General features: G+C 50.8%; 19 protein-coding genes and 1 pseudogene. All 20 read left to right on the plus strand.

Features of this window, described 5'->3' with window-relative positions; translation table 11 throughout:
- Positions 1 to 170: 170 nt before the first annotated feature.
- The gene (gene gyrA, locus RHM65_RS12905; RefSeq protein WP_322165586.1) at positions 171 to 2954 is read left to right on the plus strand and encodes a DNA gyrase subunit A; all 2784 of its coding nucleotides are present in this window, start codon (positions 171 to 173) and stop codon (positions 2952 to 2954) included.
- 192 nt (positions 2955 to 3146) lie between these two features.
- Complete coding sequence (gene serC, locus RHM65_RS12910) at positions 3147 to 4232, plus strand: 3-phosphoserine/phosphohydroxythreonine transaminase (RefSeq protein WP_322165585.1); 1086 nt, start codon at positions 3147 to 3149, stop codon at positions 4230 to 4232.
- Positions 4232 to 5326: a prephenate dehydratase gene (gene pheA, locus RHM65_RS12915; RefSeq protein ID WP_322165584.1), complete on the plus strand. Its 1095-nt coding sequence runs from the start codon at positions 4232 to 4234 to the stop codon at positions 5324 to 5326. The genes serC and pheA overlap by 1 nt, the downstream gene beginning before the upstream one ends.
- Positions 5327 to 5338: 12 nt before the next feature.
- On the plus strand, positions 5339 to 6451 hold the full coding sequence (hisC, locus tag RHM65_RS12920) for a histidinol-phosphate transaminase (RefSeq protein ID WP_322165583.1): 1113 nt from the start codon (positions 5339 to 5341) through the stop codon (positions 6449 to 6451).
- 28 nt (positions 6452 to 6479) lie between these two features.
- Entirely contained in the window at positions 6480 to 8702 is a 2223-nt protein-coding gene (locus RHM65_RS12925) for a bifunctional prephenate dehydrogenase/3-phosphoshikimate 1-carboxyvinyltransferase (RefSeq protein WP_322165582.1), read from the plus strand.
- Positions 8699 to 9388 (plus strand): (d)CMP kinase, encoded by a 690-nt coding sequence (cmk, locus tag RHM65_RS12930; RefSeq protein ID WP_322165581.1) that lies wholly within the window; start codon positions 8699 to 8701, stop codon positions 9386 to 9388. The genes RHM65_RS12925 and cmk overlap by 4 nt, the downstream gene beginning before the upstream one ends.
- Positions 9389 to 9510: 122 nt before the next feature.
- Positions 9511 to 11202, plus strand: coding sequence for a 30S ribosomal protein S1 (gene rpsA, locus RHM65_RS12935; protein WP_322165580.1), 1692 nt, complete (start codon positions 9511 to 9513; stop codon positions 11200 to 11202).
- A gap of 748 nt (positions 11203 to 11950) precedes the next feature.
- Complete coding sequence (locus RHM65_RS12940; protein WP_322165579.1) at positions 11951 to 12079, plus strand: hypothetical protein; 129 nt, start codon at positions 11951 to 11953, stop codon at positions 12077 to 12079.
- A gap of 164 nt (positions 12080 to 12243) precedes the next feature.
- Positions 12244 to 12549 (plus strand): integration host factor subunit beta, encoded by a 306-nt coding sequence (ihfB, locus tag RHM65_RS12945; RefSeq protein ID WP_322165578.1) that lies wholly within the window; start codon positions 12244 to 12246, stop codon positions 12547 to 12549.
- A gap of 13 nt (positions 12550 to 12562) precedes the next feature.
- A complete protein-coding gene (locus RHM65_RS12950) occupies positions 12563 to 12802 on the plus strand; it encodes a LapA family protein (protein ID WP_322165577.1) in 240 nt (79 codons plus the stop codon).
- Positions 12803 to 13232: 430 nt separating this feature from the next.
- A complete protein-coding gene (locus RHM65_RS12955; RefSeq protein WP_322165576.1) occupies positions 13233 to 14291 on the plus strand; it encodes an LPS O-antigen chain length determinant protein WzzB in 1059 nt (352 codons plus the stop codon).
- A gap of 210 nt (positions 14292 to 14501) precedes the next feature.
- Positions 14502 to 15945: pseudogene (locus RHM65_RS12960) on the plus strand (MBL fold metallo-hydrolase RNA specificity domain-containing protein).
- A gap of 589 nt (positions 15946 to 16534) precedes the next feature.
- Entirely contained in the window at positions 16535 to 17803 is a 1269-nt protein-coding gene (locus RHM65_RS12965) for a flippase (protein ID WP_322165574.1), read from the plus strand.
- 7 nt (positions 17804 to 17810) lie between these two features.
- Positions 17811 to 18737 (plus strand): glycosyltransferase family 2 protein, encoded by a 927-nt coding sequence (locus RHM65_RS12970; protein WP_322183465.1) that lies wholly within the window; start codon positions 17811 to 17813, stop codon positions 18735 to 18737.
- A gap of 168 nt (positions 18738 to 18905) precedes the next feature.
- The gene (locus RHM65_RS12975) at positions 18906 to 19991 is read left to right on the plus strand and encodes a glycosyltransferase (protein ID WP_322183467.1); all 1086 of its coding nucleotides are present in this window, start codon (positions 18906 to 18908) and stop codon (positions 19989 to 19991) included.
- Between the two features lie 28 nt (positions 19992 to 20019).
- Entirely contained in the window at positions 20020 to 21264 is a 1245-nt protein-coding gene (locus tag RHM65_RS12980) for a glycosyltransferase family 4 protein (RefSeq protein WP_322165571.1), read from the plus strand.
- Positions 21261 to 22148: an SDR family oxidoreductase gene (locus tag RHM65_RS12985; protein WP_322165570.1), complete on the plus strand. Its 888-nt coding sequence runs from the start codon at positions 21261 to 21263 to the stop codon at positions 22146 to 22148. The genes RHM65_RS12980 and RHM65_RS12985 overlap by 4 nt, the downstream gene beginning before the upstream one ends.
- Positions 22141 to 23151, plus strand: a complete 1011-nt coding sequence (locus RHM65_RS12990) for a polysaccharide biosynthesis protein (RefSeq protein ID WP_322165569.1) — start codon at positions 22141 to 22143, stop codon at positions 23149 to 23151. Before RHM65_RS12985 ends, RHM65_RS12990 begins: the two co-directional genes overlap by 8 nt.
- Entirely contained in the window at positions 23144 to 24271 is a 1128-nt protein-coding gene (gene wecB / locus RHM65_RS12995) for a non-hydrolyzing UDP-N-acetylglucosamine 2-epimerase (RefSeq protein ID WP_322165568.1), read from the plus strand. Before RHM65_RS12990 ends, wecB begins: the two co-directional genes overlap by 8 nt.
- A gap of 234 nt (positions 24272 to 24505) precedes the next feature.
- Positions 24506 to 25534 carry a glycosyltransferase family 4 protein gene (locus RHM65_RS13000; protein ID WP_322165567.1) on the plus strand — a complete coding sequence of 343 codons (1029 nt, stop codon included), beginning with the start codon at positions 24506 to 24508 and terminating at the stop codon, positions 25532 to 25534.
- Positions 25535 to 25601 lie beyond the last annotated feature (67 nt).

Consider the following 25601-nt stretch of genomic DNA (forward strand, 5'->3'; position numbering starts at 1 on the left):
ATATCCGGCGGTTTCCAAGGTACCGCGATGCGCCTGCCTTCACTGCGCAGATCCATGGCACAACTCGTTAATTTGCCGTAAGTCGCTGCATGGCAAACGCCTGCTGCGGCGAGCTTCGTTCTTCCCGCATGGACGACGAAGTTTCACCAGAAAAAGGAATCAGGCTTCTCATGGGCGAACTGGCCAAAGAAATCCTCCCGGTCAATATCGAAGACGAGCTGAAACAGTCCTACCTCGACTACGCGATGAGCGTCATCGTCGGTCGAGCATTGCCTGATGCGCGCGACGGCTTGAAGCCCGTGCATCGGCGTGTACTGTTCGCAATGAGCGAATTGGGCAACGACTGGAACAAGCCGTACAAGAAATCTGCCCGTGTGGTCGGCGACGTTATCGGTAAGTATCACCCGCATGGCGACACGGCCGTTTACGACACGATCGTACGGATGGCGCAGCCATTCTCCTTGCGCTACCTGCTGGTAGACGGTCAAGGCAACTTCGGCTCGGTTGACGGCGACAACGCTGCGGCCATGCGATACACCGAAGTGCGCATGACCAAGTTGGCCCATGAGCTGCTGGCCGACCTGCATAAAGAAACCGTGGATTGGGTGCCGAACTACGACGGCACCGAAATGATCCCTGCGGTCATGCCGACCCGCATTCCCAACTTGTTGGTCAACGGCTCCAGCGGTATCGCCGTGGGCATGGCGACCAACATTCCGCCGCACAACCTCGGTGAAGTCATTGATGGTTGCCTGGCGCTGATCGATAACGCTGACATCACCATTGATGAGCTGATGCAGTTCATCCCCGGTCCTGACTTCCCGACTGCTGCGATCATCAACGGTCGCGCCGGTATCGTCGAAGCCTATCGCACCGGCCGCGGGCGCATTTACATGCGTGCGCGCTCGATGATCGAAGACATCGACAAGGTCGGCGGTCGTCAGCAAATCGTTATCACTGAATTGCCTTACCAGCTCAACAAAGCACGTCTGATCGAGAAGATCGCTGAGCTGGTCAAAGAGAAGAAGCTCGAAGGTATTACCGAACTGCGCGACGAGTCTGACAAAGACGGTATGCGCGTCGTTATCGAGCTACGCCGTGGTGAAGTCCCTGAAGTTGTTTTGAACAACCTCTACGCCCAAACCCAGCTGCAAAGCGTTTTCGGTATCAACATCGTTGCGTTGATCGATGGCCGGCCACGGATCCTGAACCTCAAGGACCTGCTGGAAGCTTTCGTTCGTCACCGCCGTGAAGTGGTTACCCGCCGTACCGTTTTCGAGCTGCGTAAAGCCCGTGAACGGGGTCATTTGCTTGAAGGTCAAGCCGTTGCCTTGTCGAACATCGACCCGGTTATCGCGCTGATCAAGGCCTCGCCGACACCGGCTGAAGCCAAAGTGGCATTGATCGCGACGCCTTGGGAATCCAGTGCTGTTGTCGAAATGGTCGAACGTGCCGGCGCCGATTCTTGCCGCCCGGACAACCTTGACCCGCAATACGGTTTACGCGATGGCAAGTATTTCCTGTCGCCAGAACAGGCTCAGGCGATTCTTGAACTGCGCTTGCACCGTTTGACCGGTCTCGAACACGAAAAACTGCTGACCGAATATCAGGAAATCCTGACCCAGATCGGCGAGCTGCTGCGCATCCTCAACAGTGCCGAGCGTTTGATGGAAATCATCCGCGAAGAACTTGAGCTGATCCGCGCAGAATACGGCGATGTACGTCGCACCGAGATTCTCGATGCCCGTCTGGACCTGACCCTGGGCGACTTGATCACCGAAGAAGAGCGGGTTGTTACCATCTCTCACGGCGGCTATGCCAAGACCCAGCCATTGGCCGTCTACCAGGCTCAACGCCGTGGCGGTAAAGGTAAGTCGGCTACCGGCGTCAAGGATGAGGACTACATCGCGCACCTGCTGGTCGCCAACAGCCACACCACGTTGTTGATGTTCTCCAGCAAGGGCAAGGTTTACTGGCTCAAGACTTACGAAATTCCGGAAGCGTCCCGCGCTGCCCGTGGTCGTCCGTTGGTCAACCTGCTGCCGCTGAGTGAGGGTGAGTACATCACCACCATGCTGCCGGTAGACATGGAAGCCATGCGCAAGAAATCCGAAGAAGAAGGCGGTGACGATGTCATCACCGTGGAATCGGACGACACCGCGACTGACGAAACCGAAGAAGATCGCAAAGCACGTATCAAGGCCGAAGACCGGAAGAAGGCGCCGTTCATCTTCATGTCGACCGCCAATGGTACGGTGAAGAAAACCCCGCTGGTGCAATTCAGCCGTCAACGCAGTGTTGGCCTGATCGCACTGGAGCTGGACGAAGGTGACATCCTGATTTCTGCCGCTATCACCGATGGCGAGCGAGAAGTCATGTTGTTCTCGGACGGCGGCAAGGTCACGCGCTTTAAAGAGTCCGACGTTCGCGCTATGGGCCGTACCGCTCGCGGTGTGCGCGGCATGCGTCTGCCAGAAGGTCAGAAACTGATCTCGATGTTGATCCCGGAGGAAGGCAGTCAGATCCTGACGGCCTCCGAACGTGGTTTCGGCAAGCGCACCGCGATTACCGAGTTCCCAGAGTACAAACGGGGCGGGCAGGGCGTTATCGCCATGGTCAGCAACGAGCGTAACGGCCGTCTGGTCGGCGCGGTACAAGTGCTCGATGGCGAAGAAATCATGTTGATTTCCGACCAGGGCACCTTGGTTCGCACCCGTGTCGATGAAGTTTCAAGTCTGGGGCGTAACACCCAGGGCGTGACCCTGATCAAGTTGGCCAGCGACGAAAAACTGGTGGGCCTTGAGCGGGTTCAGGAACCTTCAGAAGTTGAAGGTGAAGAACTCGAAGGTGAAGAGCTTGATGGCGAAGTGCTCGAAGCTGACGATGATTTGATCGTACCGGACGCTGATGAAGCGTCCGATACCTTGCAAGGCGATACCCCAGAAGAAGAGTAATGCGATACCTGTAGGAGCGGGCTTGCTCGCGATCAGCCGCGGTGCGGTCTCAAATCGGGACCGCCTCGCGATCCATCGCGAGCAAGCCCGCTCCTACAATTGAACTGCGATCTCCTGTCCCACATGACCCTGTGGGAGCAGGCTTGCCTGCGAATGGTTTGATACAGACCCAAGCCTTTGACGAGAGTGGATATGAGCAAGCGAGCTTTTAACTTCTGCGCAGGTCCTGCCGCGCTCCCTGAAGCTGTTCTGCTGCGCGCCCAGGCGGAACTGTTGGACTGGCATGGCAAAGGCCTGTCTGTCATGGAAATGAGTCATCGCAGCGATGAATTCGTCTCCATTGCCAACAAGGCCGAGCAAGATCTGCGCGACCTTCTGAACGTTCCCTCGAACTATAAAGTGTTGTTCCTGCAAGGCGGCGCAAGCCAGCAATTTGCACAAATTCCGCTGAACCTGCTGCCTGAAGACGCCACCGCCGATTACATTGACACCGGTATCTGGTCGCAGAAAGCAATCGAAGAAGCTTCGCGCTTCGGCAACGTCAACGTCGCCGCCAGTGCCAAGCCTTACGACTATTTCGCTATTCCGGGTCAGAACGAGTGGAAGTTGTCCAAAGACGCTGCCTACGTTCACTACGCACCCAATGAAACCATCGGTGGTCTGGAGTTTGACTGGATTCCCGAGACTGGTGATGTTCCGCTGGTGGCGGACATGTCCTCGGACATCCTGTCGCGGCCGGTAGACGTCTCCAAGTTCGGCATGATCTACGCTGGCGCACAAAAGAACATCGGTCCTAGCGGTATCGTCGTCGTGATCATTCGCGAAGACTTGCTCGGGCGTGCCCGTTCGATCTGCCCGACGATGCTCAACTACAAAGTCGCCGCCGATAACGCGTCTATGTACAACACACCGCCCACCTTGTCTTGGTACCTGTCGGGTCTGGTATTCGAATGGCTCAAGGAGCAGGGCGGCGTCGATGCCATGGGCAAACGCAATGACCTCAAGCAGCGCACGCTGTACGATTTCATCGACGCCAGTGGGCTGTACAGCAACCCGATCAACAAAACCGATCGCTCGTGGATGAACGTGCCGTTCCGCTTGGCCGATGACCGTCTGGACAAGCCATTCCTGATCGGCGCCGAGGCGCGCAGCCTGCTCAATCTCAAGGGCCATCGTTCGGTGGGCGGCATGCGTGCCTCCATCTATAACGCCGTTGATATCCACGGGGTCAATGCCTTGGTGGATTACATGGCAGAGTTCGAGAAGGAACACGGCTAATGTCTGAACAAGAACTCAAGGCGCTGCGGATACGCATCGACAGCCTGGACGAACAAGTCCTGGAGCTGATCAGTGAGCGTGCCCGCTGTGCGCAAGAAGTTGCACGGGTGAAAATGGCCTCGCTGGCGGAAGGCGAAGTGCCGGTTTTCTATCGTCCAGAACGCGAAGCGCAAGTGCTCAAGCGCGTGATGGAACGCAACAAAGGGCCGCTGGGCAACGAGGAAATGGCGCGTTTGTTCCGCGAAATCATGTCCTCCTGCCTGGCGCTTGAGCAGCCGTTGAAAGTCTCTTACCTCGGTCCGGAAGGCACCTTCACCCAAGCCGCGGCGATGAAGCACTTTGGTCACGCAGTGATCAGCTTGCCGATGGCGGCTATCGATGAAGTGTTCCGCGAAGTCGCAGCCGGTGCGGTGAATTTTGGCGTGGTACCGGTGGAAAACTCCACCGAAGGCGCGGTCAATCACACCCTCGACAGCTTCCTCGAACACGACATGGTGATCTGTGGCGAAGTCGAGTTGCGTATCCACCATCATTTGTTGATCGGTGAAAACACCAAGACCGACAGCATCAGCCGCATCTATTCCCACGCTCAGTCCCTGGCCCAGTGCCGCAAGTGGCTGGACGCGCATTACCCGAATGTCGAGCGTATAGCGGTTGCCAGTAACGCCGAAGCCGCCAAACGGGTGAAGGGTGAGTGGAGTTCGGCCGCGATTGCCGGCGATATGGCCGCTGGACTGTATGGCCTGACGCGTATCGCCGAAAAAATCGAAGACCGTCCGGACAACGCCACGCGTTTCCTGATCATTGGCAGTCAAGAAGTGCCGCCTACGGGCGACGACAAGACCTCGATTATCGTTTCGATGAGCAACAAGCCTGGTGCGTTGCATGAGTTGTTGGTGCCATTCCATCAGAACGGCATTGACCTGACGCGCATCGAGACTCGACCTTCACGCAGCGGTAAATGGACCTACGTGTTCTTTATCGACTTCGTGGGTCATCACCGCGACCCACTGATCAAGGCCGTGCTGGAACAGATCAGTCAGGAAGCAGTGGCGCTCAAAGTGCTCGGCTCATACCCGAAAGCGGTTCTTTAAAGGGGTAGTGACATGAGCGGCGACTTCCTTGCCCTGGCACAGCCGGGCGTGCAAAAACTTTCACCCTACGTCCCGGGAAAGCCTGTAGACGAATTGGCGCGTGAGCTGAACATCGCCCCGGCCAGCATCATTAAGCTGGCCAGTAACGAAAACCCGCTGGGCGCGAGCCCAAAGGTGTTGGCGGCGATTCACCGCGAGTTAGCCGAGCTGACGCGCTACCCGGACGGCAACGGTTTCAACCTTAAAGCGCAACTGTCTGAGCGCTGTGGCGTGCAGGCCAATCAAGTGACGTTGGGCAATGGCTCCAACGACATCCTTGAGTTGGTCGCCCGTGCTTACTTGGCGCCGGGGTTAAACGCGGTGTTCAGTGAGCACGCGTTTGCGATTTATCCCATCGTCACCCAGGCGGTAGGTGCTGACGCTCACGTCGCGCCCGCCAAAGACTGGGGCCATGACCTGCCTGCCATGCTGGCTGCTATTGATAGCAACACCCGTGTCGTATTTATCGCTAACCCAAATAACCCCACCGGCACCTGGTTCGGTCCGAGCGCCTTGGCTGATTTCCTCGCCGACGTTCCGGCAAACGTGTTGGTTGTGCTGGATGAGGCCTACATCGAGTACGCCGCCGGCACAGATTTGCCAAACGGCCTGGATTATTTGGCGCAGTACCCCAATTTGCTGGTCTCGCGCACGTTTTCCAAAGCCTACGGCTTGGCATCGTTGCGCGTTGGATACGGGCTATCGTCGCCTGCGGTTGCGGACGTACTCAATCGCGTCCGCCAGCCGTTCAACGTGAACAGCCTTGCACTGGCTGCCGCGTGCGCCGCGTTGGACGATGTCGAGTACGTGGCCCAAAGCCGTCGCCTGAACGAAGTGGGCATGCACCTGTTGGAGCAAGGATTGCGCGAGCTGGGCTTGAGCTGGATTGCGTCAAAAGCCAACTTCCTCGCCGTCGACCTCGGTCGTGAAGGTGCCTCGGTGTATCAGGGGTTGCTCAATGAAGGCGTGATCGTGCGTCCGATCGGTGGTTATGGCATGCCTAACCACCTGCGGGTGAGCATTGGATTGCCAAGCGAAAACCTGCGTTTTCTCGACGCGCTGGCGAAGGTTCTGGCGCGTGGTTGATGTCATATCAGTGCAATCAGCCCGGCCTATGATCGGTCGCCTAGTGGTGATCGGCCTCGGTTTGATCGGCGGTTCGTTTGCCAAAGGGCTGCGGGAGAGCGGGCTGTGCGGCGAAGTCGTTGGCGTCGATCTGGATCCGCGCTCCCGCCTACTGGCGGTTGAGCTGGGTGTTGTAGATCGCTGCGAGGAGGACATTGCTGCCGCTTGTCGCGGCGCTGACGTGATCATGCTCGCTGTGCCTATTCTGGCGATGGAAAAACTGCTGACGTTGTTGGCTCGCTTCGAACTCGGTGATGCGGTGTTGACCGATGTCGGCAGCGCCAAAGGCAATGTGGTGCGTGCGGCGCGGCTGGCGTTTGGTGAATGTCCTGTGCGGTTCGTGCCGGGGCATCCGATTGCCGGGTCTGAGCAGAGCGGGGTGGAAGCTTCCAATGCCCAGTTGTTCCGTCGGCATAAAGTGATTTTGACGCCGTTGGCCGATACTGACCCGACGGCTTTGGCCCTGGTCGACCGACTGTGGTCGGAGCTGGGGGCAGACGTCGAGCACATGCAGGTTGAGCGCCACGACGAAGTGTTGGCCGCCACCAGTCATTTGCCGCATTTGCTGGCGTTTGGTTTGGTCGATTCGCTGGCCAAACGCAACGAGAACCTGGACATCTTTCGATACGCAGCGGGCGGTTTCCGCGATTTCACAAGGATCGCCGGGAGTGATCCGGTGATGTGGCACGACATCTTCCTCGCCAATCGCGAGGCGGTGTTACGCACATTAGATACATTTCGCAGCGACCTCGACGCCTTGCGCGACGCGGTCGATGCAGGGGATGGGCACCAATTGTTGGGCGTTTTCACCCGCGCCCGTGTTGCTCGCGAGCATTTCAGTAAAATCCTGGCCCGTCGGGCCTATGTGGACGCTATGAACTCCAACGACCTGATTTTCCTGGCTAACCCTGGTGGACGCGTTTCCGGACGTATCCGAGTGCCAGGCGACAAATCAATTTCTCACCGCTCGATCATGCTCGGCTCACTGGCTGAAGGCACGACCGAAGTCGAAGGCTTCCTCGAAGGAGAGGACGCGCTGGCAACCCTGCAAGCGTTCCGTGACATGGGCGTGGTCATCGAAGGCCCGAACCATGGTCGCGTGACCATTCACGGTGTTGGCCTACACGGGCTGAAAGCGGCTCCCGGCCCGATCTATCTGGGTAACTCCGGCACCTCGATGCGCCTATTGTCGGGTTTGCTTGCAGCACAGAGCTTCGACAGCACATTGACCGGCGACGCATCGCTGTCCAAGCGTCCGATGAACCGAGTGGCCAATCCTTTGCGGGAAATGGGCGCAGTAATCGAGACCGCTGCCGAAGGTCGTCCACCGATGACCATCCGTGGCGGCAAGCGTCTGACTGGCTTGACTTACACCATGCCAATGGCGAGTGCGCAGGTTAAATCCTGCTTGTTACTGGCAGGGCTGTACGCCGAAGGTCAGACCCGTGTAACTGAGCCTGCGCCGACCCGCGATCACACCGAACGCATGCTGCGTGGCTTTGGCTACCCCGTCAGCACCCAGGGCAGCACTGCGTCGGTTGAATCCGGCCATACGCTGACCGCTACCCACATCGAAGTGCCGGCGGATATTTCGTCGGCTGCGTTCTTTTTGGTCGCGGCGTCTATTGCCGAGGACTCGGACTTGTTGCTGGAGCACGTCGGCATCAACCCGACCCGTACTGGTGTCATCGACATTCTTCGTTTGATGGGGGCTGACATCACGCTTGAAAATCAGCGTGAAGTTGGCGGCGAGCCTGTAGCGGACTTGCGCGTACGCTCGGCGAAACTTAAAGGTATCGACATTCCTGAAGAGCTGGTGCCCTTGGCTATCGACGAATTCCCGGTGCTGTTCGTTGCGGCGGCCTGCGCCGACGGACGGACCGTTCTGCGTGGCGCGGAAGAATTGCGCGTCAAAGAGTCGGACCGCATTCAAGTGATGGCCGATGGTTTGCTCGCGTTGGGCGTTCAAGCCGAACCGACACCGGACGGCATTATCATTGATGGCGCCGGTTCCGGCGCCGTAGCGTTCAGCGGCGGTGAAGTCAACGGTCACGGCGACCACCGTATCGCCATGGCTTTCAGTGTTGCCTCTTTGCGCGCATCGGCACCGATCCGCATTCATGACTGCGCCAACGTCGCCACGTCTTTCCCCAACTTCCTTGCACTGTGTGCGCAAGTCGGCATGCGAGTAGCACAAGAGGCACAGTCGTGAAGGTTCAGCCTCCAGTTATTACAATCGACGGACCTAGCGGCTCCGGCAAAGGCACCGTGGCGGGCAAATTAGCCAAGCACCTGGGCTGGTGTCTGCTCGATTCCGGGGCGCTTTATCGCCTGTTGGCCTTTGCGGCGCGCAACCACGGCGTCGACCTGACCAACGAAGAAGCATTGAAGTTACTGGCCGCTCATCTGGACGTCCAGTTCAACGCAGGCAACGATGACCACGGGCAACGCATTACCCTTGAAGGCGAAGACGTTACCCACGCCATCCGCAATGAACAGATCGGCAACGGTGCCTCGCAAGTCGCGTCACTGCCGGCCGTGCGCGACGCATTGCTCCAGCGCCAGCGTGCTTTTCTGGAGGCTCCGGGCTTGGTAGCGGACGGCCGTGACATGGGCACCGTGGTATTTCCGGATGCTCCGCTGAAGATTTTTCTGACGGCCACACCCGAGGAGCGTGCACGTCGCCGTTACTTGCAGTTGAAGGCCAAGGGTGATGATGTTAGTCTGTCGAGTCTGCTAGATGAGATATGTGCACGCGATGAGCGTGACACCCAGCGTGCGGTAGCCCCGCTTAAACCGGCGCATGACGCCATACAGCTGGATTCCACCGAATTATCGATTGAGCAGGTGTTGGAACGCATCTTGAGTGAAGTCGCGATTCGCGATATCGCCGGATGACAAGAAGAAGCGTGTGGGAGACCAGTCATAGTCCCACAGGCTTCTTTTACTTGAACGAAACCCACGTTGTCTGGAATGTGGCAGATGGGCGTATTCTTCGCCCTTGATCAACAGGAATTAAAATGAGCGAAAGCTTTGCAGAACTTTTTGAAGAAAGCCTAAAGACCCTCAACCTTCAGGCCGGTTCGATCATCACCGCGATCATCGTTGATATCGATTACCAGGCTGGATGGGTGACGGTTCACGCCGGTCTCAAATCTGAAGGCCTCATCCCGCTAGAGCAGTTCCATAACGATGCTGGCGAGCTGACCATCAAGATCGGCGACGAAGTGCACGTTGCACTGGACGCGGTCGAAGATGGCTTTGGCGAAACCAAGCTGTCCCGCGAAAAAGCCAAGCGTGCTGAGTGCTGGATCGTTCTGGAAGCGGCTTTCGCAGCTGAAGAAGTGGTCAAGGGCGTTATCAACGGTAAGGTTAAAGGCGGCTTCACTGTCGACGTTAACGGCATCCGTGCGTTCCTGCCTGGTTCTCTGGTTGACGTACGCCCAGTGCGTGACACGACTCACCTGGAAGGCAAAGAACTCGAATTCAAGGTCATCAAACTCGACCAGAAACGCAACAACGTTGTCGTTTCTCGCCGTAGCGTCCTTGAAGCTGAGAACAGCGCTGAGCGTGAAGCTCTGCTGGAATCCTTGCAGGAAGGCCAACAAGTCAAAGGTATCGTCAAAAACCTCACCGATTACGGCGCATTCGTCGATCTGGGTGGCGTCGATGGCCTGCTGCACATTACCGACATGGCTTGGAAGCGTATCAAGCATCCATCGGAAATCGTCAATGTTGGCGATGAGATCGATGTAAAAGTCCTGAAGTACGATCGCGAACGCAATCGTGTTTCCTTGGGTCTGAAGCAGTTGGGCGAAGATCCATGGGTCGCTATCAAAGCTCGCTACCCAGAAGGCACTCGCGTTACCGCCCGTGTTACCAACCTGACCGACTACGGCTGCTTCGCTGAGCTGGAAGAAGGCGTTGAAGGCCTGGTACACGTTTCCGAAATGGACTGGACCAACAAAAACATCCACCCTTCAAAAGTCGTACAAGTTGGCGACGAAGTGGAAGTTATGGTTCTGGACATCGACGAAGAGCGTCGTCGTATCTCCCTCGGCATCAAGCAGTGCAAATCTAACCCATGGGAAGATTTCTCTGGCCAGTTCAACAAGGGCGATAAAATCTCCGGCACCATCAAGTCGATCACCGATTTCGGTATCTTCATTGGTCTGGACGGCGGCATCGACGGCCTGGTTCATCTGTCCGATATCTCTTGGAACGAAGTGGGCGAAGAAGCCGTACGTCGCTTCAAGAAGGGCGACGAGCTCGACACCGTCATCCTGTCTGTTGATCCAGAGCGCGAACGCATCTCGCTCGGTATCAAGCAGCTGGAAAGCGATCCGTTCTCTGAGTACGTGATGGTCAACGACAAAGGCGCTATCGTTCGCGGTATCGTTAAAGAAGTTGACGCCAAAGGCGCCATCATCACTCTGGCCGACGACATCGAAGCTACTCTGAAAGCCTCCGAAATCAGCCGTGACCGCGTTGAAGACGCGCGTAACGTTCTGAAAGAAGGCGAAGAAGTTGAAGCCAAGATCATCAGTGTTGATCGCAAGAGCCGCGTAATCCAATTGTCTATCAAGTCGAAAGACGTTGAAGACGAGAAGGAAGCAATCCAAAGCCTGCGCACTAAGCCAGAAGCTGCGGAAAGCACAGGTCCTACCACCATTGGTGACCTGCTTCGCGCACAAATGGAAAAACAGAACTAAGTTCTGATTAACCATAGAAAAAGGGCGACTTCGGTCGCCCTTTTTTGTGGGCGAGATTTGAGATCCCATCGACTTTTGTGCCGCCCAGGCCTTCAATAAAGGCCGTGCGGCCAAGCTACATCACGCAAACCTTGATCCTCTGGGAAAAGGCTTGCCTGCGAATGCTGCGACTCAGTGTCACCCGACACGCTGTGCTTGTCGGTAAGGGGTCTGTGAATAAAGCCCTGCGGTCATGCAATATAAAATCAGATAAACCCTGTGGGGGCCGCCCCGTCTTCGAGGTCGCGCTTGCCCGCGAATGCTACGCCTCGGTGTCACCTGACACATTGCCTTAGTCGGCAAGCCGACTCCCGCAGGGGTTTGTGATGGCCAGACAAAAGATCCAGACCCGCAATTTCAGGCTTCGGCAGCCTTGTTGTCTAGGTTTTTGCAATCACCCAATTGCGAACCGACACCCGTTATTGCTTGAAAATAGCTGTAGGATAATTCGTGCCTCCCACGTCGTCTTTTCTTGTGCAGACAGCCAGACCTTTACCCGGCTAGACTCAGTGTGTCTCCGAGTCGTCGTTGGGCACGCGCCCGCATAAGGGAATACATGCGCCAAGTAATAATCTTACTGTTTTTGGTCACGCTAGCTGGTTGTTCCTCCGCTTACAAAACCAAAGCGGTACGAGGTCAAAGCGCCGTACGGATCGAGTGTTCAGGCATATTTTCTAACTGGGACCGGTGTTACACCCGTGCAGAGCACGTGTGCCGCCCAGAAACTTACAAGGTCATCGCAAAGTCCAGCGACGTCAAAGAAGATCCGGACGACTACGTGTTTGGCTGGAACCCTGCGGGTTATTTCAGCCGCCGTATGCTGATCGTTTGCCACTGATCAGTAATGTCCTTTGTATGGCCGAATTGCCATAAACAAGGTCTGCATTCGCCTGGCCAGTTTATCTATCCAGATAAGTCAATACTTAGACTGTTCAAATCCCCCAAGTCATGCTAAAACCTTTGAAGCGCTTTACCTAGCTGCTTGAAAAAGAAGGGAAAAATATGACGAAGTCGGAGTTGATCGAACGAATTGTCACCCATCAAGGGCTGCTCTCATCCAAGGATGTCGAGCTGGCCATCAAGACAATGCTTGAGCAAATGTCTCAATGCCTCGCCACTGGTGATCGCATCGAGATACGTGGCTTTGGCAGTTTCTCTCTCCATTACCGTGCCCCTCGCGTCGGCCGGAACCCGAAAACCGGCCAATCCGTTAGCCTGGATGGCAAATTCGTGCCTCATTTCAAACCAGGAAAAGAGCTGCGCGACCGGGTCAACGAAGACGAGGAAGAGGGCTACGAATACCCGTGATGGAGGAAAGTTAATGCGGAACTTTAAGCGAATCATATTTGTCATAGTTATTCTGCTGATTGCTTTGGCGACGGTAGTGTTCCTGTTAGAAAATCAACAGCCCACTGCATTGGTGTTTTTGGGTTGGACGGCTCCTCAAATGTCAGTCGCAGTGCCGATTATTTTGGCGTTGCTGGTTGGGATGGTGATCGGGCCGGTGCTGGGTTGGACATTGCGCCTGGGCAAGATCCGGAAAGCATCCCGATTAGCGTGAGAAGCGCACGGAACCGCGCTGATTGGGTTGACCTTGAAAAGGCCTTTCACGGTCAGGCGAGTTATTTTAAAATTGGGTCTATAAATCTGTGATCAGATTTAAATAATAACTCGCGGTCGTTCACGCTCTTCTGCCTCGATGGTCATAGGAGCAAAGAAATTAGATTATTTAGCATGCTGTTTGAATTCATGCTTCTACGCTGCTGGCCATTTCCCGCTGCCATCAGTGCATGGGAGGTCTTGAGCGCCCGAGAAAGCCTCCTCAGTCCAGAAAAAACAGACCGAATAAATCGTGCTTCGGATATTTTCTTTCCAGCACCGGCATTTCAGTACTCAATTGATATTGACGCGAAGGTCTAGAGGTAAGTTGTGAAACAAATGGCGAATACCAGTGCCAGGTATCAGTAATAATTGACGAGGTATTAAATGATATGACGAGCTCCATGGAGACGCCGCAGGATGCGGATGAAATTGATCTGTTTGAATTAATGTCATCATTGTGGAAGCAGAAAATAATAATAATTTTTTTCGTCGTCCTATCAGTATTAACTGCCACCGCTTATGCTTTTCTTAGTAAACCAATCTATGAGGCCCGGATATTTATACAACCTCCAACTCTTAATGGTATCGCCGATTTTAATTATGGCCGTACTCGAGAGGCAGAGCTTACCCCGTTCGCAGTAAAGGACGTGTACGAGGTATTTGTGCATAACCTTCTAAGCGAATCGTTGCGACGGTCGTTTTTCGTTGAGGTTTATCTGCCTTCCTTGCCAGAGTCGAAACGGGCCGGATCACGAGACGCATTGTACTCGGATTATCTAAGTGAATTGACCATCGGGCTCCCTGCCAAGGATCAGCCTGATCGTTATTTGGTCAGCGTGCAGAGTCGGGACCCCGCGCAGGCTACCGACTGGGTAAAAGCTTATGTCGCCAGGGCTGGCGAAGCTGCGGAAAGTGAGATGTTAAAAAACGTCGCACGTGAAGCTGAGGTTCGTGCCCGCAATTTGGCCCAGCAAATTTCGACCCTGCAGGAGACTGCAGACAAGGTTCGTGAAGATTCCGTCACGCAGTTGCGCGAGGCTCTGAAAGTGGCACAGGCAATTCATCTGACGGAGCCTCCTATTATTTCGGGCAACGTCTCAGCCGAAGTGTCGGCGACGATGAATGGTCAGCTGACCTACATGCGCGGCACCAAAGCCTTGGAAGCTGAGATAAAAAATCTTGAAGAGCGGAAATCAAATGACCCGTTTATTGATTCACTTCGAGCATTGCAGATTAAACAAAGTTTTTACAAAGATTTGCAGGTCAGTCCCGACCGCGTATCGGTCTATCTAATTGACGGCACCGTCGAACAACCAGATCGCCCGATAAAACCGAAGAAAGGTTTGATTATCGCTTTGGGAGTAATTTTTGGTGCCGGGTTAGGATTATTGGTTGCATTGATTCGGCATTTCGTTCTAATTAGAAAGACAACGGAGACATCTAATTAGCGATTCAAGTAGGTATGTTCGACGCGTCTTGTAGGATAATTCCTAAAGTTAGGAGCGATATTAAACGCTAGTGCATGCACGTTAACTGGAGTCCGCTCACAGACAAGATTTGTAAAACGTTATTGGCTGAATTATTCAAAGACTCTGGCTATGCTAGGTCACTTATGTGGGCGGTTACCCCGCTATGCAGCAAGATCGATAGGAACCATCATGCAATACCCGGAAGTTATCCATCACGGCGCAATCGAGGGTGTCACCGGCTCATGCCACCAACTGCAGTTGAACGCAACGATCAGCGTACTGATCGACTGCGGTTCATTTCAGGGTGCGGAGGCGGGCAGTCAGGGTGTTGATAAGTCTCTAGGCTTTCCGATTGATACGATTAAGGCGTTGGTTGTCACCCATGTACACGCCGACCATGTAGGCCGTATACCCAGCCTGCTTGCTGCCGGGTTCAAGGGGCCAATACTGTGTAGCGAGCCTTCTGCCAAACTTTTGCCTTTGGTATTAGAAGACGCCTTCAAATTTGAGTTTGGTCGAGACGAACAGCAGTTGTCGCAGTACCTTGACCTGGTTAATGCGCGGATCATCGCCTTACCATTTGATCATTGGTTCAACCTTGCGCAGACCCCCGAGTTGTACTGCCGAGTCCGACTGCAACGCGCTGGCCACATTCTCGGGTCTGCCTACGTTGAGTTCGATGTCGAATACCCTATCGAGCAACGTGCCAAGCGCATAGTGTTCTCAGGTGACTTGGGTTCCAGCCACATGCCTTTTCTACCCAGCCCGAAATCGCCTGAGCGAGCCGACCTCCTGGTGCTTGAAAGCACCTACGGCGACCGGTTGCATGAGGACCGCAGCACACGGATATCACGCTTGGAAGCGGTCATTGACAAAGCGCTCGCCGACCATGGCACCGTATTGATACCCGCATTCAGCATCGGTCGCACTCAAGAATTGCAAGCTGCATGAGACCGAAGATATTCTTCACTGCAAGTCGCTCAATACCACGATCCAAACCGCCAATGATGGTGATGGCTCCTTACCCATCCATTGGCCAGAGCTTCCTGTGATTCTGGATTCGCCGCTGGCCAGCCGTTTTACCAAGGTCTATCTGGAGCTTGATGACTTTTGGGAGGGGGAGGCCAAGCATCGTTCAGAAAATGGCCGCAAGCCGTTGCAGTTTAATCAAATGGTCACCATCGATAGCCATGCCAAGCACTTGCAGACGGTTAATTACTTGGCCAGTACAGGTCGACCGGCAATCGTGATAGCCGGTCACGGGATGTGTTCCGGCGGGAGAATCGTCAACTACCTGAAAGCAATGCTGGGAGACGTCAGACATAATGTCCTCTTCGTCGGCTACCAAGTCAAAGGTACGCCAGGCGCTGCCATCCAAATGTATGGAGATAAGGGCGGTTACGTTGAGCTGGATCGTGAGCGCTACCCAATTCGGGCCGGTGTGACCACAATTGGTGGGTATTCTGCGCATGCAGACCAGCAAGGTTTGGTAGAATTTGTCACCGGGATGGATAAGTCTCCATCAGAAATCAGATTGGTACACGGTGAAGCGAACGCAAAGAAGGAGCTGAGCAAGGTTTTGCTCCGTAAGTACGAACTCAAACGCATGGCTTTGACAATAGATACCAAATAATCAAGTGGTTTGATCTACTCAATCGTTTAGTCGGCGACGGACTAAAAAACCCGTCAGACGGCGCGCTAATAGCTATTAGCAAACAACGCACTGTCAAGATCATAAGATGATGGATATTTACATAGAATAACCCGAGGTCTCGCTCGCTGGGTAACCGAGTCTCTTTTCCCAGTAAACTCGGGTAATCAATTGTCTAGGGGTGCTGCTTGCGATTAGCGACGAATTAGTGATGCAACTTCAAATTCGTGCTGAAAATATCGTAGGATTTCGGATTACCTTTTAAGCGAATGGTGTACGAGTTATCGATGAAATTTCGATGAGTTGGTACCACGATAATGGAAGCGGATGGAGCGAAAGGGTCATTTTTTTGATTAACTTTTAAATCGTTAGAACTTATAGATATGCCGATCTACACGATCCATAGCTTCAGGTGAGTACTATCGATGAAGCTACGTTCTCAGGAAACGAACGGTAAATTCTGGGGCGGTAGCGATTCGGAATAATAGTATCGTCCCACCTTAGTGTTGCATGGGTTAACATGGATATGTCGACGACGAACGGCTTATTTTAAAAGGTCCGCGTATTAAATATGAGTCTCATTAAAAATAGCTCTTGGAATATCGCGGGTTTTGCAATCCCCGTTATTATCGCTGTCCCCGCCATTGGTTATCTTGCTCGGGTGTTGGGGGCTGAGAAGTTTGGTTTGTTCACGCTTGCGTATGCTGTTGTAGGCTATGCCAGCATTTTTGACGCAGGGCTTTCAAGAGCAGTAATCCGCGCAGTGGCAATGAACGGAGGGCAAGATGATAAGCTGGGGCGGATTTTGGGTACATCCACTGTTTTCGTTATAGCCCTAAGTATTATTGCAGCTATATTTTTGTATTTTGGTGCTGAAAATATTACTCACTTTTTATCAGTCTCAGACGCGTTGCAAAGTGACGCTATAGATGGTTTTAGATTGTTGAGTTTTGCTGTCACCCCACTGTTGCTGAGCACAATCTGGTTTTCATGTCTTGAAGGTGAAAGCAAGTTTTTAAAATTAAACATCCTCAAAGTAGTTACGGGAACGGCCATAGCTGCATTTCCAGTATTAGTAGTAATGCTTACCAGCGTGAGCTTTGAATCTGCTGTGCTTGGACTCGTTTTAGGAAGAATATTTACGGCGTCAGTTGCTTATTGCTATGGGTTAGGGCGCTTCAGAAAGAAAGTGATGAATTTTGACCGAAAAACTTTGGGTGAGTTGCTTAGATTTGGTGGGTGGATAACCGTGAGCAACGTACTAAGTCCCGTAATGGTATATTTTGATAGATTCTTTATTTCAAACGTATTGGGCGCTCAATACGTAGCGTTCTATACAGCGCCAGCGGAAGCAGTCTCAAGGTTATTACTCGTTCCTATGGCCGTTTCTAAAGTTATATTTCCAATGCTCAGTGCCAAACATAAGCACGCCAATACCCATACCGCACTCGCCTATAAATTATTAATAGTATTCAGTGTTTCCACAGCGATGGTTGTATTTCTGCTGGCGGACCACATATTGCTTTTGTGGTTGGGGCCGGCCTACCTTGGCGAATCGGTTATTGTTTTGAGAGTCTTGATCATAGGTTTTGTGTTCAATTCGATCGCTCAAATCCCTTTCGCAAAGGTCCAAGCAAGTGGCCACTCCAAAATCACTGCATTGATACATGTGGCGGAAATAATTCCTTACGTAATACTGATGATAATCTTTGTTAAACAATGGTCCTTGGTTGGTGCTGCTATCGCGTGGACATTAAGAGTAACGGCAGACTACGTGCTGTTAGAATTCGCATCAAGAAAAATTGACAGAATACGGCAGGCTAATTATGGATTGCGTTGATATTATAATGGCCACCTATAATGGAGAGCAATATCTAGAGGAACAGATTGAGTCAATACGTGCCCAAGACCATTTGAATTGGAAACTGTATGTGAGTGATGACGGTTCTACGGACAGTACGCTATCGCTTATTCAAAAATATGCTGACTTAGATTCACGTGTGTGCGTTGTAAATACCCAGCGCCAAGGAGGAGTAGTTAATAATTTCAACAAAGCGTTGAACTTCTCTACTTCTGACTACGCAATGTTGTGCGATCAAGATGATATATGGCTAAGTAATAAAGTCTCCGTAATGCTTGCATCTATTAAAGAACGGATGTTAGTCGGAGTAATTGAAAGCCCTATTCTTGTTTTTTCAGATCTACATTTGGTTGATGAAAAAAATAAAACCATTCAAAAAAGCTTTTATCGTAGTAATAATTTAAACCCTAATTACAATACGGACGCTAAATTTTTGTCGTGGCGGTCTAGCGTTTACGGATGTACTATTATAATGAACCGGGCTCTTTTAGTGAGGGCGTTGCCATTGCCTAAGGGCGTGCCTATGCATGACCAATGGTTATCTTTGATAGCAGCACATACGGGCATCGTTGCGTATGCGAATAATCAAACTATTCGTTATCGTCAGCATCAAGGCAATGTTGTTGGTGGCGCGGGTAGAGGTGCTTGGGGAAAAGTCAAAGCACTCAAAGGTCTTCTAAAGAACATTGAAAAAGCCGTCGATGGCTGTATTCAACAAAATTCAGCGTTACTTCAGTACCTTTCAGCCGCTGAAGCTGTAGATCATATTGCCTTGGATTCGATCAGATATAAGTTAAAATTTATAGTTTCGAACGTATTGCCTTATTGGAGCGAAAGAAAAGGTTATTGTTTTTTCTTTGTAGTGAAACTTCTTTTTTGCCGACAAAATTTTGTGTCGAACCAACAATTATAAAAAATTTATCTTGGCACCATTATTTTTATATCGGAGGTAAGTATGTTTTCAGACCGAAACGTCAGTCCACCAGGCGACGAGGTAAAGCCGAGGCAAAAAAAAGTAATATTAACGTTTGTTGGATTCTATCTACCTGGCTATAAAAGTGGGGGGCCGCTACGAACAATCATGCATCTCGTAAATAATTTAAGTGACGAATTTCTATTTCTAATAGTTACTCGTGATCACGATCTGGGTGATAATGATACTTATTCTGATGTCACAGTAAATAAATGGCAGGATGTGGGTGCCGCAAAGGTACTTTATGTGTCAGAAGGGAACATGTCTAATAACTTTCTTCGTACATTGCTATCCAAGACGCCTCACGATATTTTATATTTGAATAGTTTTTTTGACATCGATTATTCGATCAAGCCTTTGTTTGCCAGATTGTGGTTGAGTAAACTCGACAGGCGTCCTGTTTTGCTGGCTCCAAGAGGTGAGTTCTCTCCAGGCGCGTTGAAACTTAAACACATAAAAAAACGTGTGTATTTATTGTTCGTTCGGCTGATTAGGCTTTACAGAAACGTTAATTTTCAAGCATCAAGCATACTTGAGTCGGAAAATATCCAGCGTGAGCTAGGCTACGTTGATCCAATTGTTAAAGTGGCTATCGATTTACCGGACAAAAAAGCGTCACCGACAGTGGGCTCGACAACAATCATCCTGAGCAGTGCACTGAAAATAATATTTCTCTCACGTATATCGCCCATGAAAAATCTAGATTTCGCGCTGAAGATACTCAGTCGATTGGAAAGTGATGTCGTGTTTGACATATATGGTCCTATTGAGGATCTTGAATATTGGGCGCTATGTCAGTCATTGATTGAAGTTTTGCCGAGCAATATAAAAGTTTTTTATAAAGGCGGTGTTCCGCCGGTTGAAGTCGGCCCTACCTTTGCGGGGTATGATCTGTTCCTTTTTCCTACTCGAGGGGAAAACTACGGTCATGTTATCGCAGAGTCGTTGTCTGCAGGGACGGTCGTTCTTGTAAGTGATCAGACTCCTTGGAAAAACTTAAAGGATGACGGGTTAGGCTGGGATATACCTCTTCAGTCACCTGATGAGATGGTTGAGGCAATAACTGAGTTTGCTTCAAGAGGGCGCGAAGCGTGGTCAGCACATAGGAGCATTGTTCAGTCCAATGTTGCATCCCGCCTCTATAATCCAGCAAATGTCCAAGCAAACCGGGATATGTTTAATAGTATTGCTTGAACTTAGATTCAGACAGTATAGGAATAAAATGCGCATATTGGTTTTGTCTCAGTATTTCTGGCCGGAAAATTTCATTATAAATGACGTTGTTAGAGAGCTTGCGACTCAAGGGCATGATGTTACGGTCGCGACTGGGAAGCCAAATTACCCAGACGGGAACGTATACCCTGGATATCAGGTTTCGGGAGCAATGAAAGAGTCCTTCGGCGACAATATTCTAGTCGTAAGAATCCCGTTATTACCGCGGGGTAAAGGCGGAGCTTTAAACTTGTTGAAAAATTATTTTTCGTTTGTATTTTACGGCCTTTGGTATTTTCCTAAATTGTTGAAGTATCAAAAATTTGATACGATTTTGGTATTCGCTCCGTCGCCCATTCTGCAAGTAATACCCGCTATTTTTATGAAAAAAATAAAGCATTCTCATTTGGCTGTTTGGGTGCAAGATCTTTGGCCGGAAAGTTTATCGGCCACAGGATTTGTAAAAAACAAAACGGTACTGAAATTAGTTGGGCTAGCTGTTAAAGCTATCTATGCCGGGTGCGATACGCTTTTGGTGCAATCCAGGGCATTTATAAATCCAGTGTCAAAATATGCTGCTCTCGATAAAATTGTTTACTATCCTAATTCACTACTTGAGTTGTCGCCTGATCCTAAAAGCGAACCAATTCCTCTCGATATGGAGTCCCAGTTCGAATCGGGGTTTAACCTCATATTTGCGGGAAATATCGGCACTGCGCAATCGGTTGAAACACTTGTTGATACATGTCGGAAAATGCGTTCCGACAAGAATTTCAAATTATTCTTGATCGGAAGCGGCAGCCTGTTCGATTGGGTAAAAACGCAGAAAACTGCTGAGGGTCTCGACAACCTTATCCTGCCTGGTCGCTTCCCTTCCTCGATGATGCCCGCGATTTTCGCCAAAGCCTCAGCGCTGCTTGTGTCATTAAAGGATGAGGAGATATTTGCCTATACTGTTCCCAGTAAAATCCAGAGCTACCTTGCAGCAGGCCGCCCGATTGTCGCCTCATTGCGAGGCGAGGGGGCTCAAGTCATCGCTGATGCCGGTGCTGGTCTGTCCTGTCCACCGGAAGACTCAGAAGCTTTGGCCACTTGCATTCGCAAAATGATGGCGCTCGACGATATTGAACACCGTGAAATGGGTCTTTCAGGGAGGAAATTTTTCGAGGAGAATTTTCAAATGCGCCAGCAGGTTGAGAGTTTGGTTGAGATCCTTCTGAAAAGATCTCAACAATCGAGAGAGAACGGACAATGAAAGTGCTACTACTGGGCGTTACAGGAATGTTGGGAAGTGTAGCGTACAAAGCTTTTTGTGACGACTCAAAGTATGAAGTATGGGGCACACTTCGCAATCCGTCGGGGCTGAAATACTTTGCAGAAGGTATAAGAAAAAACCTCCTAAGCGGAGTCGATGTTGCGGATTTCGATTCGATCGTGTCGGTCTTCAGTAAAATAAAACCTGATATTGTAATGAACTGTATCGGTTTAATAAAGCAGCTGGCGGACTCGAAAGATCCCTTGTCAGCATTACCCATAAACGCGATGCTTCCACACCGACTATCCAAATTGTGTCAGCTGGGTAACGCGCGGCTTATTCATATCAGCACTGATTGCGTCTTCTCTGGGCGTAAAGGAGGTTATGAAGAGAGCGACGTGTCTGATGCCGAAGATTTGTATGGGAAGTCCAAGTATATAGGCGAGTTACATAATGAAACCCACGCTATTACTTTACGCACATCTATCATTGGTCATGAACTTTCGAGTAGCTATTCGTTAGTCGATTGGTTTCTGTCCCAAGAAGGTGAGCTAAAAGGCTTTTCCAAAGCGATTTTTTCGGGTCTTCCGGTGGCCGAACTGGTTAATGTAATAAAAGACATTGTCATTCCAAACACATCGTTGCATGGCTTGTATCACGTTTCTGCGAAGCCTATTTCGAAATTTTGCTTGTTAAAACTCATTGCTGACGTATATGAGAAAAAAATATCTATTATTGAAGATAGCTCTCTCATCATTGATCGATCTTTGGTCAGTCAGCGTTTTACACTGGCAACCGGCTATTGCGCTCCAGAATGGCCACAACTTATACGGCTAATGCATCGATCTAAGTCACCAAATACCATGGATACCCATTATGTTTGATAATAAAGTATTAATGATTACTGGCGGCACAGGTTCGTTCGGGCATACTGTGCTGAAGCGATTTATCAATACGAATGTTAAAGAAATTCGTATATTTAGCCGTGATGAGAAAAAACAGGAAGACATGCGAATAGCGCTGTCCAATGATAAAGTTAAATTTTATATTGGCGACGTCAGAAACGTTGATAGCCTCCAACAAGCTATGGTAGGCGTTGATTATATTTTTCATGCTGCGGCTTTGAAGCAGGTGCCGTCGTGTGAATTTTATCCGATGGAAGCAGTGCGGACTAATATTTTGGGGACAGAAAACGTTCTCAATGCTGCAATTGCTTCTGACGTAAAAAGAGTTGTTGTTTTAAGCACCGATAAAGCTGTTTATCCAATCAACGCTATGGGCATTTCCAAAGCGATGGGTGAAAAGCTAGTCGTTGCAAAGTCAAGAATGATCCCTGAAGGCGGAACCGTTATATGCGCCACTCGTTACGGGAACGTAATGGCGTCTCGGGGTTCAGTCATTCCTTTGTTTGTAAATCAAATCCGTAATGGTGAAGACATGACGGTCACCGATCCGGAGATGACCCGTTTCTTAATGTCTTTAGAGGATTCAGTTGATCTGGTATTGCATGCGTTTGAGCATGGGCAGCAGGGTGATGTTTTTATTCAAAAATCTCCCGCCTCTACGGTGGGCGATCTCGCATTGGCGCTCAGAGAGTTGTTCGCTAAAACTAATTCATTGAAAGTAATTGGTACCCGTCACGGTGAGAAACTGTACGAATCTCTGGTCTCTCGTGAAGAGATGGCGAAAGCTGAGGACATGGGTCGTTATTATCGGGTTCCAGCCGATAACAGAGATTTAAATTACAATAAGTATTTTGTTGAAGGCGAGCAAAAAATCGCCGAATTCGACGATTACACTTCTCATAATACAGAACGCCTTGACATTGCTAGGATAAAAAAACTGTTATTGAAGCTCGATTATATAAAGGATGAGTTAAATGCTTAAGGTCATGACTTTAGTGGGTACGCGTCCGGAAATCATCAAAATGAGCCGCGTGATCGCTGAGTTGGATAAGCAAACTCATCACGTTTTGGTTCACTCAGGTCAAAATTATGACTATGAATTGAACCAGGTCTTTTTTGATGACCTTGAGATTCGTAAGCCTGATCACTTTTTAGGGGCTGCGGGCGATACGGCGGCAAAAACAATTTCGGAAGTTATTTCCAAGGCTGATGACATTTTTGAAATCGAAGCTCCTGACGCGTTGCTGCTGTATGGGGACACTAATACTTGCTTGGCAATCATCGCTGCAAAGCGTAGGAAAATTCCTATATTTCATATGGAGGCGGGCAATCGCTGTTTTGATCAGCGTGTTCCAGAAGAGTTGAATCGTAAAGTACTTGATCATTTAAGTGATATTAATCTAGTGCTCACAGAGCACGCTCGTCGCTATTTACTGGATGAAGGTATTCGTCCCGAAACGATCATTAAGACCGGTTCGCATATGGAAGAGGTTCTTGATTATTATATGCCGCGCATATTGGAATCGGACGTCTTGATCCGTGAAGGGCTTGAGGAAGGGAAGTACTTTATTGTCAGTGCCCACCGGGAGGAGAATGTTGATACGCCTGACAATCTTCGCGATCTGCTTGAATCCCTTCGAGCGCTAGCAGATAAATATAGCTATCCCATTATTGTTTCCACTCATCCTCGCACCCGTAAGCGTTTAGAAGCACTTGGTGAAAACCTTGATCATCCTTTGCTTCGGTTTGTGAAACCATTTGGGTTGCTCGATTATATCAAGTTGCAGATAGGATCTTTTTGTATTCTCTCTGACAGCGGAACTATTATGGAAGAAGCGAGTTTATTAAATCTTCCCGCAGTAACCATCCGAAATACGCATGAGCGGCCAGAAGGTATGGATGCGGGCACACTCATCATGTGCGGTTTGAAGTCCAATCGTGTGCTTGACGCAGTGAGTGTTGTGACGAGTCAGCACGATCGTACACTTAGAGTTTTCAAATCCGTGGGTGACTATTTAGGCGGTTCTGTGTCTAAACAGATTGTGCGCATTGTTTATAGCTACACTGATTATATAAATCGCACTGTGTGGTCGAAGAATTAAGGGGTTAGGCATGCGCTTATTGGCTACTGGTGCTTGGGGCGTCGTAGGGCGGCGTCTGGTTAGCGTTCTCGCCAGTAAAACAGGTATGGATGTCGCTGCAGTCGCCAGGCGTGATAGTTCCGGCCGGCTAGAGTTTGTTGCCATTAATCCCATGAGTGAACTGTCATCATCTGTTGTCAGCGTGGACAATGCGCTTTAAAGCACTGCGTTACCTTTTCAAGGGCAGCAAAAATAATGACTCACTCGTGGCTTTTTCCAGCGGTTTTACTAACGGCTTTTTTATTAACTGCGGCTTTACGGCGGTACGCTCTGGCCCAAAGCATAATGGATATTCCGAACGCTCGTAGTTCCCACACTACCCCCACACCGCGGGGAGGTGGTGTGGCGATAGTTTTGGCATTTTGCCTGGCGTTACCCATCCTAGGTTGGATGGAGTTAGCGAACTGGAAGACAGTGTGTGCGCTTGGAGGATCCGGAATCCTTGTTGCTGTGCTGGGCTTCATGGATGATCACGGTCACATCGCTGCCAGATGGCGGCTGCTCGGGCATTTTGCAGGTGCGCTTTGGGCGTTGTTTTGGCTTGGAGGATTGCCGGCCATCGAGGTTCTCGGGACGGCTGTTAACCTCGGTTGGATTGGACATACTCTCGCAGTGCTCTACCTAGTATGGATGCTGAATCTATACAATTTTATGGATGGTATCGACGGTATCGCTAGCGTTGAAGCTGTCTGCGTTTGTCTGGGGGCCTGTATTTTATATTGGATGCTGGGCCGCACAGATTTGGTGTGGCTCCCATTGATGCTTGCTGTGGCTGTGATCGGGTTTTTGTACTGGAATTTTCCTCCCGCACGCATATTCATGGGAGATGCAGGAAGCGGTTTCTTGGGCATAACAATTGGTGTTCTATCGCTGCAAGCCGCTTGGACCGAACCCTCGCTCCTATGGGGATGGTTGATTTTGTTAGGCGTGTTTATTGTGGATGCAACTTTTACCTTATTGCGACGTATCCTAAGGGGAGAGAAAGTCTATGAAGCGCATCGCAGCCATGCGTATCAGTACGCGTCACGGTTATACGGTAAGCACCTGCCGATCACACTGGTTGTAGGCGCACTCAATTTGTTTTGGTTATTGCCCATTGCCATTTGGGTGGTGAATTTTGGGTTCAATAGCATTATTGGCGTTTTAATTGCGTACGTGCCGTTGGGTTTGCTGGCCTTAAAGTATCGCGCAGGCGCGCTTGAAATATCCCCGATAAATGTGTGATTCATTTGACCCTGCGGGCGTTGGGAACTGGGCAGGGTCAATATGACTGCAATGCAGAAAAATTTAA

Source organism: Pseudomonas sp. CCI4.2 (assembly GCF_034350045.1).
In the GTDB taxonomy this organism is placed as follows: Bacteria; Pseudomonadota; Gammaproteobacteria; order Pseudomonadales; family Pseudomonadaceae; genus Aquipseudomonas.